A 12,552-nucleotide genomic window follows, 5' to 3' on the forward strand; every position below is an offset into this window, starting at 1 on the left:
CCGTTGTTCATGTGGGTATGTGGCATATCGTGACTATAATTCAGCCATCAATATCAAAAATGAAGGCATTCGCCTATTGGCATTAGCATAGAAACAAAAACTCTTGGAACAAGAGGGTTAGCTCGGTTAGTTTTCGTTGGCTAGTAAAAGCAACGATAAGTCGAGAAGCCCCCACTTCAATTAGACCGCAAGGTCAATAAGTGGTGGGTAGTTCACTCGTTTACACTTCACTCATAAAATCAGTCTTATCTTATATGGTGCAGGATATAAATAGGATGGAATGATATAATGACACTAGACAGTACTTATAGTACGAACTGTGAAATTTTTGAGGACACTATCCTAACGCTACATGATAAAATTACTAAAAGTGCTAGTTCAAGGTGAATGCAAATTAATGTGCACGAAGGAGAGCTTATGGACATAACAAAAATCCAGCCCGATGAAGTGAACTGTTTTATTGAAGGTGATTATAGTGTATATGAATTAACGAGTACGATTGCTTCAGCTCCTGCTATATTTAATGAGCTAATACAGCGCTATTTTACTTACCCCTTTTATATTACATTTGAGGGGTATGATGATGTGCGTAGCGCGATTTTAACAGATGACACTATTGAGTGGATTAGCGACATCGGCTCTGTGTTAACGATGCAAGGTAATGCTGTGTATCATAAAGGTGTACCGAGTTTTCGCGCTACGATTAATAGCGCGAATGACTTGATGCATTTTTTACGTCATAATTATCGCTATGCAGTAGAAAATAACTTCTTTGCAGCTACCCAATACAAATACGTAACTTATAAACCTGTTATTCAAGATCGCCGTACGCAAAGCTTTGCTTATTTACATGCCTGTATGCACCCTCATTTTGTGATGTTTGGAGAAAATGCACAGAGTGTAATTATCGGAACGAGTACAGAGCGAACAGAAGAAGCCTTATATGATAAATTACAAATTGCCCTAAAGTGAAATCACGTTCCTAAAAAGAGCGTGATTTTTTGACTTATACGGATAGGGGTATTAAGATTAATGTACAAGATGAAATGGGGGACGAAACATGGCGTACGATACAAAAGCATTAAACCGCGTAAAACGTATGGAAGGCCAGCTTAGAGGTGTACTGCGCATGATGGAAGAAGAGCAAGATTGTAAAGACGTAATTATGCAACTATCAGCAGTTCGTTCAGCAGTTGACCGTGCGATTGGCGTTATTGTTAGCGATAATTTACTAGAATGTGTGCGAAATGCAGAAGGTGATCAAGCCAAAATGGACGGAGCGGTTCAAGAGGCGATGGATTTAGTCGTTAAAAGTCGATGAAAAATGGTATAGTTAAGTTCAAACTTAACAGTTAGGGAGATTTTATCGATGTATGAAATGACAACAGAGCAAGTTGCGAGCGCTTTAGCAGCGGGCGAAGAATTAGTGGTAATTGATGTGCGTGAACAGCACGAAATCGAAACCGGCCATATTGAAGGCATCGTGCATATTCCGATGGGGCAAATTCCTTATGCTGTAGATAGCTTAAAAGAACATGATAAGAAGTATATTATCGTTTGCCGTAGCGGAAGCCGCAGTTATAATGTGACAATGTATTTGCGTCAGTTTGATATAGACGCCTATAATATGACTGGTGGTATGCTTGATTGGCATGATGAAATTATTTTTTAAAAAGGGCGATATGCCCTCTTTTTTTACACGAATAGATACCCTGTATAGTATAGGAGGAAAAGGTATGAAAATCGAAATGTTTACGGATTTTGTATGTCCGTTTTGTTATATTGGTAAAGTGCAATTAGAGAAAGCGATTCGACAAGCTGGCTATGAAGGGCAAGTAGAAATTGAATATAAAGCGTATCAGTTAGATCCTAATGCGCCAAAGCATAACGCACCAAGTTATTTGGATAGTCTTCGCGCGAAATTTGATGGGAATGAAACAAAGATGGCGTCATTAATGGATAGTATTCAAGGACGCGCAAGCGAGGTAGGTCTTACGTACAATTTTGAAGAGATGAAAGTAGCTAACACTGAAAAACTTCATCGTTTAGTAAAATGGGCGCAAGACTTTAAAAAGGGTAATGAATTATTTGATTTACTAACAGATGGCTACTTTACAAAAGGCTTAGACTTAAATGATGAAAATCAAGTGATGCAACGAGTAGCACAACTTGGTTTAGACGTGACACAAGCAAAAGAAGTGTACGAAACAGAAGCATATCAATCACAAATTGATGTCGACCGTTATGATGCGATGCAAATTGGTGTGCAAAGTGTACCTTTCTTTGTTTTTGAAAATCGTTATGGAATTATTGGGGCAGAACCTGATGAAGTTTTTATTAAAACGTTACATCAAGCAGCTGAAATTGCGGGTGACAAACCCACGCTCAATATGATGGGTACGAGTGGGGCTGCCTGTGATATGGATGGCAATTGTAATTAATAGTTTAGTTAGCTCTTAAGCAACCTCTTTGCTTAAGAGCTTTTATTGTGGCAAAATGATGAAAAGTTAAACAATACATAGGAGGGTACTACGTGGAAAAGAAAAAAAATCCTGTGCAGTATCTCGTTATCGCATTATTAGTCATTGCTGTAGCTTGGGTAGGTTACACAGCATATGACAATAATCAAACGAAGAAGGCACAACAAGAAGCGCAAGAAAAAGCACAACAAGAACGCGTTAATAAACAGCAGGAGCAGACAACGACAGCAGACGAGACAACAGCACAACAACCTGATGTCGTATATGCGCCCGATTTCGAAGCGGCAAATTTAGGCGGACAAAAAGAGACATTGTCATCTTATCAAGGCAAAAAAGTAGTATTGAACTTTTGGGCTTCTTGGTGTCCACCGTGTAAAGCAGAGATGCCACATATGGTAGATTTTCAAAATCAACATGCCGCTGACTTAAATACAGAAATCGTAGCAGTAAACTTAACTCAACAAGAAAAAAGCGGCATTGGTGGGATTAAAAAGTTTGTCGATGAATATGGCTTAAACTTCCCCGTGTTGTTAGATGAAACAGGTGCAATTGCAACACAGTATGGCATAATTACAATTCCAACGACATTTATTTTAAATGAAGATGGTGCGATTGAGCGCCAAATCACAGGTCCAGTGACAGATGATTTGTTAATCAAATTATTAGGTGAAATGGACGAGTAGTACTTACTTCTCAATTTTATGAAAAAAGTATGAAGTGTGAGAAATCTCACAGCCTCTTTTCATGTTATCTCGTATCATGAAGATAACACATACAAGGAGGGGTATATTATGAGAATGGTTTTAGGGATAGGTGCAGGTCTAGCGTTAATTGGAGCAATGTTAATCGGGGCAATTTATGGTGATAAAATGTTAAATAGCAACGATAACGCAGCTTCGACTGTAGCTACAGCACCATCAACCACTGTCGAATATGCACCGCCAAGTATTGAAGAGGTTCCGGACGGTCCAATGAAGGAAGCCATCCTTTATGGCTATGATTTAGTAAACGAAACAAATGTAGTCGCAGCAGACTTCGTAGGTAATCAATTATCTTGTACAAGCTGTCACGCAGGTGCGGGTTATGATCGAGATTCTTCTTCTTTAGTTGGTGTAACAGGCGCATATCCACAGTATATTGGCCGCTCAGGCGGTATTGTAACAATTGAAGAACGTATTAATGGCTGTATGGTTCGTAGTATGAACGGTAAGAAATTTGCCGTAGATAGCGATGAGATGGAAGCAATGGTAGCATATTTTGCTTACATTTCAGAAGGTATTCCAGTAGGTGCCGATCGCGATTGGGCAATGAAAAACACAATGGATGATATTCCTGTACCGAGCGTAGAAGACGGTGAAAAAGTTTACCAACAATCTTGTATCGCATGTCACGGTGCAGATGGTCAAGGTATTGGTGCTAATACAGGTCCAGCACTTTGGGGTCCAGACTCATTCAATGATGGCGCGGGTTTATCACGTATTGGTAAGATGGCGGGCTATGTGAAAAATAATATGCCAGTAGGCGCAGCAGGTACATTAACAGACCAAGAAGCAGCAGACTTAGCAGCATTTATTTTATCGCAAGATCGTCCAGAGTGGAAAAACCACGATAAAGATTTCCCAGGTATGGAACGTCCAACGGATATTATGGACAAAGAAAAACGTCAACAAGTAAAAGACGGTACGATTGACTGGGCAAAGGTAGTAGGCAAGTAATAAATAACAAGTAACCGGTATCGCGTAACAACGTGATGCCGGTTTTTTTGGTATAAAGATAATTAGTAGGTATGTGAACAGACAATTTGTATAATAGAAAGTGAGGTGACGTGATGATTTATGTGAAATTTGCAATAGAAGTACTCGTTGTAGGTTTTTTTATTTATATTGTAACAGGACGTTTAATCGGTACAAAGCTATCATTTGCTAAACGTATCACATCTGTATTGTTAAGCTTAGCGTTAACAACTTTTGTATATTGGTACTCGTATTTACAACATACGACTATTTTGCAAGGCACATTGCTCGACGCCATATTTGAAGTGAGCACACTCGTTTGGGTAGGCAGCATGCTATTAATTGCAATGCTGTTGTATTTAGTGTTTGAGCTTTTTGATCCTATAGGGATTAGCGTGCAAGAGACGCGCGGTCAGCGCTCTTTACTAGCTAGAGTGAGATTGTACTGGCGCCAACAGAAGCGCTTGCGCCAAGTGCTACGCATCGCTGTTACTAATGGTGTGGTGCAAACGATAAAATATGCAAGACAACGAGAAAATGAGCGGGAGTTAGCGATTGCTCTTCGTCGTACATTAGAGCAATGTGGCGGTATTTTTATTAAATTTGGGCAAGTATTATCAACGCGTAAAGAATTATTCTCTCCTATTTTTATTGAAGAATTAGAAAAGTTACAGCAAGGTGTACCCCCCTTAAGTGAAGCTGAGTCCCTTCGCGTATTAGCTGATGCTTTGCCTGTCAGCATTGACGAAGCATTTGCCGTTTTTGAAGCTAAGCCAATTGCTTCTGCTTCAATTGGACAAGTACACCGTGCTCAATTAACAACGACACGTGAACAAGTCGTCGTTAAATTATTGCGCCCTGAAGTAAAAGAAATCATGCTAAATGATGTTACCATTTTGGTGGAATTTGCAAGTTGGTTTGCTAGCAAGTCAGCATGGGCAGAAAATATGGGCTTTAAAGAGCTCGCTATCGGCTTTGCGGATGGCTTAAGCGAGGAAATTCACTTTGATATTGAAGTGCGTAACACTTTGCAAGTGCGTAATGTATTAAAAAAGAGCGCTTATCCTGTGCGCATACCTAAAATGTATACACAGTATTGTAGCGATTCGGTTATTGTAATGGAATACATTGAAGGCGCAAGTATAGCAGAAGCAGATTTTCATTTTAGAAGGTTAGCGATTGACCGTACACAATTTGCTCGAACTGTATTGTTTTCATTTTTTGAGCAGATGCTGTATTCAGGGATTTTCCATGCAGACCCACATCCAGGTAATATTTTTATTGATGAAAAAACAGGGCATCCTGTGTTAATTGATTTTGGCGCTGTAGGGCGATTAGGCGCTGCACAGCAAGAAGGGCTAAAGTTATTTTTAATGGGGATACGCCAAGCAGATGCAGGTGTACTCTACGATGGTTTAACGTTATTAGTAGAGGAAAATGACCCTACACAACGAGCGCGAATGGAGCAAGCGATTAATCAGCTATTACTGAAAGTCTCGTTCGTTGATCGCATACCGACGGAGGAGTTAATTTATTCCCTCTTTAAAGTTGTACGCGATTTTGAATTAGCCTTCTACCCATCTGTAGCGTTAGCGCTAAGGTCTTTTGTGACACTAGACGGTACGTTACGTGTCATTGATAAAGACTTTGATATTTTTACAGAGGCGAAAGCTTTTTCGGCAAGCTATATGCGCGATTTACTCGTCAAGCCGTTTACAGAGCCAAAAGAAACACGTGATAAATTAGAGGAAGAATTAGTACAATTACTGCCGAATATTAGAAAGTTACCGCGCCGCGTCGATCAGCTCATTCAGCGAGTAGAGAGTGGAAAAATTATTTTACATCACGACATCTTTTCTGATGAGCATAATGCTAAATTTATTACGCATTTATTTTCGCAAATGGTGCTGTTATTTGTAGGGATTACGTTCGGTATTATTTCAGTAGCTTTATTAGCTATCTCTCAATTTATTCATGCTTCTTACGCTGTATATTTAAATACGACCGCTTATTTGGGCTTATTTCTATGTGCTATTTTGCTCGTTCGATTATCGATACAAGCGCTACGGCATACAAAAGGCGGTTGAATAAAAGAGATGAGAATAAAGAGAAAAATGTTAAACCAACATATGTTGGTTTGGCATTTTTTTGTTATGTAGAAGGGATTTATTACAAATTTGGCTAGTGAACATTCAATATTACAATCGTGTTTCAGTATTACTTTTAGATTAAATAACAGTTGAGTAACTAGGCTTGCTATGTGAAAAGTGCTAGAATGAATATCGTTGAGTGTAAAAATGCATTTAAGTGAAGGAACATATACATAGATTGAAGGAAAGGAAATGAGGAAACGTGATTTCGAAGTATACAAAACGAACATGGCTAGCTTTAACGCTAGCAGGTGGTATTGCTTTTAGTACGCTACCTATTGAGGTACAAGCGGAGGAGTCATCACAAGAAATGATGGCCCAAAAGCAAAAAATCGATGAAGAAGTGAAAGCGCTAGCAACAGAATTAGCAAAATTACAAAAAGAACGCGACGCTAAAGTTAAAGTTTTTGAACAAGTAGCTAAAGAAATTAAAGAAGTCGATGCAGATATCGCTGAGACAACAGCACGTATTGAAAAACGTAGTGCTTTATTAGCCGATCGTATGCGCGCTTACCAAGCGAAAGACTCGGGTGTTAATTTATATGTAGACGCTGTATTCAGCGCTTCAAGTATTACGGATATGATGGACCGTGTCGTAGCTGTAAAAACATTTTTAACTGCTGACCAAACCTTAATTGATGAGCAGACGGCAGATAACAATGCGTTAAAGGCACAAAAGAAAGTGTTAGCTGAAAAAAAGGCAGAACTTGAAAAGCAATTCCAAGCTTTACAAGAACAAGAAGGCGAAATTGAAGTTAAAAAAGCAGAAAACGAGGCTAAATCGTTAAAGCTAAAAGAAAAAATTGCGACAAAGCAAGAAGAAGAACGTTTAGAACGTGAGCGTAAAGAAGCGGAAGAACGTGCCGCACAACTACGTGCGTTGCAACAACAACAATTTAACAACGTTGAGGCACCACAAGCTGATGTATCTACGCCTAAAGCGGCGGCAGTACCTGCTGGACCTGTAAAACCTGTTGGTGGCGGTGTAGGTACAGCTATTGCAGAAGCACATAAATATGTCGGTATGCCGTATAGCTGGGGCGGTGCTTCACCAGCAACGAGCTTTGACTGCTCAGGCTTAACGCAATATTCTTATGCTAAAGCAGGTATTTCATTACCACGTACAGCAGCTCAGCAATATCTTGCTACCTCACGTGTATCAGCAAGTGCCGCACAACCAGGTGACTTAGTGTTCTTTAGCTATGGCTCAGGTATTGCACACGTAGGGATTTATTTAGGAAATAATATGATGATTAACTCGCAAAATAGCGGTGTTACGGTGGAGCCATTAGGTAGCTGGTGGCAACAATATATCGTTGGCTATGGTCGTCCTTAAGTTGTCGATTAACGCTAATCATCTTTAGTGAAATCAAGGAGTGCTTTCTTCTCATTGGAAGAGAGCGCTCCTTTTTTGTACACTAGCTATAAAGGAGCGAGCTATGAACAAACAACAACCCTCAGCGGTAAAAACTTTTTTACAATTATTAAAGTCATTAAACTGGCCTGTAGGCATTATGATGATTGCCCTCACGCTGACGCTTATCCAAACAGCGGCAGGTTTAGTCGTACCTTTAGTTACTAAGGATTTAGTTAACTCCCTAACGACAACCGTATTTAACTGGAAAATCATGGCGCTACTCGCCATTGTATTTATTGCGCAGGCAATTGCAGGTGGCGTAAGTTTTTATTTATTAACATTTATAGGTGAACGTATTGTAGCGGATCTTCGCGAAAAGCTATGGCATAAAGTTTTACGTTTACCTGTGACGTATTATGATGAAAACGAAACAGGCGAAACGATGAGCCGCATTACACAAGATACGTCGACATTAAATGATTTAATTACCCAGCACCTCGTTAATGTCGTGTCAGGCGTACTATCTATTTTAGGTGCAGTTGCTTTATTGTTTTATATTGATTGGAAGATGACGCTTATTTTATTAGTGAGTGTGCCCGTCGCATTTATTATTATTATTCCGCTTGGGCGCATTATGCATAAAATTGCTTCAGCAAGGCAAAAGGAAATGGCGTCATTTTCAGGCTTGCTGGGTCGCATATTAGCTGATATTCGTTTAGTGAAAGCTTACCGTGCAGAGCCCTTAGAAGATGCGCGTGGTGACAAAGCAATTAAAAATCTCTTTAATTTCGGCTTAAAAGAGGCACGTATCCAGGCGATTATTTCGCCAATGATGACACTCATTATGATGGGTGTACTCGTTGTGATATTAGGTTATGGCGGCTCACAAGTGGCTAACGGTAACTTAACTGCGGGTGATTTGGTCGCTATTATTTTTTACTTATTCCAAATCATTATGCCTTTTGCTCAAATGGCTATGTTCTTTACAGCTTTCCAAAAGGCAATGGGTGCAACAGAGCGTATCCAAGAAATTTTGCATATGCCAGCGGAGCGAGAGGATGGCTTAGCTCAAGTAGCAGATGGAGAGATTAGCTTTCAAGGTGTATCTTTCCATTACACTGCAGACAAGCCTATTTTACAGGATGTGACGTTTACAGCAGGGCGAGGTGAGGTTACTGCCTTTGTAGGACCAAGTGGTGGCGGTAAAACAACCATCTTTTCATTGGTGGAGCGTTTTTATGATGCAACAGCGGGGCAAATTACTATGGATAATCATGCGATTGATGATATTGCGCTGGCACATTGGCGAGGTAAAATTGGCTATGTTTCGCAGGAGAGTCCATTAATTAGTGGCACAATTTTGCATAATATTACGTACGGCTTTAAGGAGCAACCACCTATGGAGGCTGTAGTGCAGGCGGCTAAGTATGCCAACGCTATGCAGTTTATCGAAGACCTTGAGCAAGGCTTTGATACAGAAGTGGGAGAGCGTGGTATAAAGCTATCTGGTGGTCAGCGTCAACGTATTGCGATTGCCCGTGCTTTGCTACACAATCCGCAAATTTTATTATTAGATGAAGCAACATCTAACTTAGATAGTGGCTCAGAAATTTATGTACAAGAGGCTTTGCATCATTTAATGCAAGGGCGTACAACTTTAGTTATTGCGCATCGCCTTGCTACGATTTTACATGCAGACCAAATTATTTTTATCGAAAAGGGACGCATTACAGGGCGTGGCACGCATGAAGAATTACTTAAAACACATGCTTTGTATCGCGAGTTTTCGGCAGGACAAGGCTTAGCATAGCAAAAAAATGTGAGGCGATTTTAAAAATCGTCTCACATTTTTTCTTTTTAAAAGTTGTCCGGGTAAAAACCTTTTGCTAATGTTTCAATTGCTTCAGCTGCACGTACACCCTCAGATGCCGCAGATAATGGCATAATTACGAAGTGTTCATTTTTTACAGCTGTTGTATTTTTTAAGGCAGGGTCATTTTTAAGAAACGTCATTTTATCTTCAAGTGGCGTACCACCGTAATCCATAATAACGATTACTTCAGGGTCGTGTGTGACAACGTCTTCTTTCGACACGCTAGTCCAGCCTTTTTCGATTGATTTAAAGATATTATCGCCACCAGCTTGTGTAATAAAGTTATTCATAATATTTTGTGCTGCTGTTAGCAATTCTTTATCACCACTATCATAAACAAATACGCGCACTGCATCTGACTGTTCAGGAAGCTGAGCTTGAATAGCACCCACATTAGATTGTAATTCTTCAATTAATGATTCACCGCGTTCTTCAATGCGGAAGATTTTAGCGATATTACGGATATCCGTAAAAATATCTTCAAGTTTAGGCTCATTCATAACAGATGATGTTTGAAGGTAGCTATTAACACCCATCTCTTGCCACTCAGCTGCAGTACCGATAGATTTTTCGGCTAATGCACTTGGCCAGCCCCCATATAAAAAGTCCGCTTCAGCTTCAATAACTTGTTCTTTAGAAGGATATTCAGCAGCTAATACGGGCACCTTATCATAAGCATCTTTTAAAGGTGGGTAGATTTCGTCGTCTAAATAAGCTGTTCCTACCATTGAGTCTTCAAGTCCAAGTGCCAGCATAATTTCGGTAACATGCTGGTTTAAGCTAATCGCGCGTGTTGGTGCTTGATCATACGTAAATGTTAAGTCATTGTTTTCTATTGTTACTACTTCATTTTTATCATTTTCAGAAGCTGGTGTTTTTACCTCATCTTTTGTGTCGTTACCGCAAGCGGCTAATAGTAGTGTTAATGCAAGCGTCACGAGTAAATAAAATTTTTTCATTGTAAATGCTCCTTTATTTGTTTTTCTGATAAATACGTAATGCTTGGTCTTTGTGTAAGCGGATGTAGCGTTACTTCAGCGTGTACATCAAATACTTTCCGCAGTAATTGAGGCGTTAGTACTTCGACAGGTGTGCCGCTTGTAACGACACGACCATCTTTAATTACATAAATACGATCACAGTACGTAGCAGCAATATTTAAATCATGTAGTGCAACGAGAACGGTAAGTTTTAACGAACTAATCAAGTCCATTACTTGCAATTGATGTTTAATGTCTAAGTGGTTAGTAGGCTCATCTAAAATTAATAATTTAGCTTGTTGGGTGAGTGCGCGTGCAATAATGGCGCGCTTTTTTTCGCCACCGGATAATGAACTGAAATCACGATTGGCTAAGTGGCTAATACCAGCTTGTTGTAAAGCTTGATCAATAATAATAACATCATCTTTATCGTCAAGTGCAAACATCTTTTTATGAGGAGCTCTTCCCATTGCTACGATGTCACGAACAGAGAAGTCAAATAATACTGGAGACTCTTGCCCAACAACTGCCATCTTTTTAGCGATAGCTTTATCTTTTTGTTGACGAATGTCCTCGTCGTATAAAATAATTTGTCCATGTTCAGGTTGTAATAAACGATACATATTTTTTAATAAGGTAGATTTCCCACTACCATTTGGGCCAATGAGCCCGACAAATTCTTGAGATTGCACGTTAAGAGATATATCGTGCAAAATTTGCTTATCTACAATGCGATAACTGACTGCTTTTGCTTCAATTGTCATGTATCTCCCTCCCCAAATGAATAGGAGTTGCGGCGTAGCATCCAAATGAAGAATGGGCTTCCGCATAATGCAGTAATAATACCGATAGGCATTTCTTCTGGTGCAATGATGGTCCGAGCAACGGCATCAGCGATAACTAAAAAGATTGCGCCAACAAGTGCACTAATGGGTAGCACATGCTTGTAATTTGAGCCAACAAGAAGACGTACAATATGTGGGATAATAAGTCCTACAAAACCGATAGCGCCACTAACCGCAACGATAACACCAGTGAGTAGAGAAACTGCTAAAATGAGTATTTTACGGAAACGATCCACATTCATCCCTAATGTAATGGCAGCTTCCTCACCCATCAGCAATACATTTAAATTGCGGTACTGTAAATATAAAAAAGTAAATACAATAATAAAGGTAATGAGTGGAATTGGTAGCACACTCCATTTCGCGCCGCCTAAACTTCCTAGCATCCAGTACATAACAGCTTTAATGCCGCCCTCTTGTTTTGACATGAGCAACATAAAGTTAGTAATGGCAGAGAGCACTAATGAAATCGCTATACCTGCGAGTAGTAAGCGAATAACAGAAATACGACCGTGTACTTTCGCTAACATAAAGACTACGATGACTGCGAGCAGTGCACCCAAAAACGAGGCGAACGATAGTGCATAGATGCCTAAAAAAGAAAAAGCGCCAAATAAAATAACGGCTGTTGCACCAACCGATGCGCCTGATGATACACCTAAAATATAAGGGTCAGCAATCGAGTTGCGCACAAGTGCTTGAATGGCAGCTCCTGAAATGGCAAGGCCTGCACCAACAATCATAGCTAAAATAGTACGCGGTACACGCAGCTCCCAAATAATAATTTCTTGTGCCTTCGTCCAGTCGGCTTCGATAACATTACCAAAAAAAGGCATATGACTAAAAATAACGCGCCATACAATAGAAGGTGTTATCGCTACGGACCCAACAATAATTGCAAATGTCATGGCAATGAAAAGCAATGCGACTAAGCTCATGATGACCAAAGGTATTTTATGTTTTAGCAACGCATAATCTTCTTTCTTGAGAGTGATAACCACTTGCAAGCGTATCAAAAAACGATTACAAATGCGAAAGAACTTGATAAACATCTAACTATCTTACTTAAGTAAGTAAAAAGTGTAGTGAATGATGATAAAACGTTGTTTTTCTAGCGTTAAGTTGTGTAATTTA

At 39.7% G+C, this 12,552-nt stretch carries 12 protein-coding genes and 1 pseudogene; 10 read left to right on the forward strand and 3 right to left on the reverse strand.

The annotated features are described in order from the left end of the window. The 10 genes and pseudogenes from DDE80_RS15390 to DDE80_RS06810 all read left to right on the forward strand — a co-directional run. Nucleotides 1–91 (forward strand): annotated as a pseudogene (locus DDE80_RS15390) (RNA-guided endonuclease InsQ/TnpB family protein); the annotation flags it as partial. 326 nt (nt 92–417) lie between these two features. Further along, on the forward strand, nt 418–972 hold the full coding sequence (locus tag DDE80_RS06770) for a hypothetical protein (protein WP_153060877.1): 555 nt from the start codon (nt 418–420) through the stop codon (nt 970–972). Between the two features lie 88 nt (nt 973–1,060). After that, nucleotides 1,061–1,321: a metal-sensitive transcriptional regulator gene (locus tag DDE80_RS06775; RefSeq protein WP_108306919.1), complete on the forward strand. Its 261-nt coding sequence runs from the start codon at nt 1,061–1,063 to the stop codon at nt 1,319–1,321. Nucleotides 1,322–1,369: 48 nt separating this feature from the next. Continuing rightward, the gene (locus tag DDE80_RS06780) at nt 1,370–1,672 is read left to right on the forward strand and encodes a rhodanese-like domain-containing protein (protein WP_108306920.1); all 303 of its coding nucleotides are present in this window, start codon (nt 1,370–1,372) and stop codon (nt 1,670–1,672) included. 64 nt (nt 1,673–1,736) lie between these two features. Beyond that, a complete protein-coding gene (locus DDE80_RS06785; protein ID WP_108306921.1) occupies nt 1,737–2,441 on the forward strand; it encodes a DsbA family oxidoreductase in 705 nt (234 codons plus the stop codon). A 92-nt stretch (nt 2,442–2,533) separates the two neighbouring features. Beyond that, entirely contained in the window at nt 2,534–3,163 is a 630-nt protein-coding gene (locus DDE80_RS06790; RefSeq protein ID WP_161952288.1) for a peroxiredoxin family protein, read from the forward strand. Between the two features lie 108 nt (nt 3,164–3,271). Continuing rightward, the gene (locus DDE80_RS06795; protein WP_235612294.1) at nt 3,272–4,195 is read left to right on the forward strand and encodes a c-type cytochrome; all 924 of its coding nucleotides are present in this window, start codon (nt 3,272–3,274) and stop codon (nt 4,193–4,195) included. A gap of 113 nt (nt 4,196–4,308) precedes the next feature. Next, on the forward strand, nt 4,309–6,300 hold the full coding sequence (locus DDE80_RS06800; RefSeq protein ID WP_108306923.1) for an ABC1 kinase family protein: 1,992 nt from the start codon (nt 4,309–4,311) through the stop codon (nt 6,298–6,300). A gap of 265 nt (nt 6,301–6,565) precedes the next feature. Next, nucleotides 6,566–7,699, forward strand: coding sequence for an NlpC/P60 family protein (locus DDE80_RS06805; RefSeq protein WP_108306924.1), 1,134 nt, complete (start codon nt 6,566–6,568; stop codon nt 7,697–7,699). Nucleotides 7,700–7,802: 103 nt separating this feature from the next. Continuing rightward, nucleotides 7,803–9,530, forward strand: coding sequence for an ABC transporter ATP-binding protein (locus tag DDE80_RS06810; protein ID WP_108306925.1), 1,728 nt, complete (start codon nt 7,803–7,805; stop codon nt 9,528–9,530). 47 nt (nt 9,531–9,577) lie between these two features. Here DDE80_RS06810 and DDE80_RS06815 read toward each other — a convergent pair whose 3' ends face one another. Genes DDE80_RS06815 through DDE80_RS06825 form a run of 3 tightly spaced genes read right to left on the reverse strand, consistent with a single transcriptional unit; the run spans nt 9,578 to nt 12,356 of the window. Next, entirely contained in the window at nt 9,578–10,552 is a 975-nt protein-coding gene (locus DDE80_RS06815; RefSeq protein ID WP_108306926.1) for an ABC transporter substrate-binding protein, read from the reverse strand. Continuing rightward, complete coding sequence (locus DDE80_RS06820) at nt 10,549–11,337, reverse strand: heme ABC transporter ATP-binding protein (protein ID WP_108306927.1); 789 nt, start codon at nt 11,335–11,337, stop codon at nt 10,549–10,551. The genes DDE80_RS06815 and DDE80_RS06820 overlap by 4 nt, the downstream gene beginning before the upstream one ends. Beyond that, a complete protein-coding gene (locus DDE80_RS06825; protein ID WP_108306969.1) occupies nt 11,334–12,356 on the reverse strand; it encodes a FecCD family ABC transporter permease in 1,023 nt (340 codons plus the stop codon). Before DDE80_RS06825 ends, DDE80_RS06820 begins: the two co-directional genes overlap by 4 nt. Nucleotides 12,357–12,552 lie beyond the last annotated feature (196 nt).

It is taken from the genome of Metalysinibacillus jejuensis (genome assembly GCF_003057615.1).
In the GTDB taxonomy this organism is placed as follows: Bacteria; Bacillota; Bacilli; order Bacillales_A; family Planococcaceae; genus Metalysinibacillus; species Metalysinibacillus jejuensis.

Coding starts and splice junctions, on each gene's coding strand:
- DDE80_RS06770 (WP_153060877.1), top strand. CDS start 418: ATGGACATAACAAAAATCCAGCCCGATGAAGTGAACTGTTTTATTGAA.
- DDE80_RS06775 (WP_108306919.1), top strand. CDS start 1,061: ATGGCGTACGATACAAAAGCATTAAACCGCGTAAAACGTATGGAAGGC.
- DDE80_RS06780 (WP_108306920.1), top strand. CDS start 1,370: ATGTATGAAATGACAACAGAGCAAGTTGCGAGCGCTTTAGCAGCGGGC.
- DDE80_RS06785 (WP_108306921.1), top strand. CDS start 1,737: ATGAAAATCGAAATGTTTACGGATTTTGTATGTCCGTTTTGTTATATT.
- DDE80_RS06795 (WP_235612294.1), top strand. CDS start 3,272: ATGAGAATGGTTTTAGGGATAGGTGCAGGTCTAGCGTTAATTGGAGCA.
- DDE80_RS06800 (WP_108306923.1), top strand. CDS start 4,309: ATGATTTATGTGAAATTTGCAATAGAAGTACTCGTTGTAGGTTTTTTT.
- DDE80_RS06810 (WP_108306925.1), top strand. CDS start 7,803: ATGAACAAACAACAACCCTCAGCGGTAAAAACTTTTTTACAATTATTA.
- DDE80_RS06815 (WP_108306926.1), bottom strand. CDS start 10,552: ATGAAAAAATTTTATTTACTCGTGACGCTTGCATTAACACTACTATTA.
- DDE80_RS06820 (WP_108306927.1), bottom strand. CDS start 11,337: ATGACAATTGAAGCAAAAGCAGTCAGTTATCGCATTGTAGATAAGCAA.
- DDE80_RS06825 (WP_108306969.1), bottom strand. CDS start 12,356: ATGAGCTTAGTCGCATTGCTTTTCATTGCCATGACATTTGCAATTATT.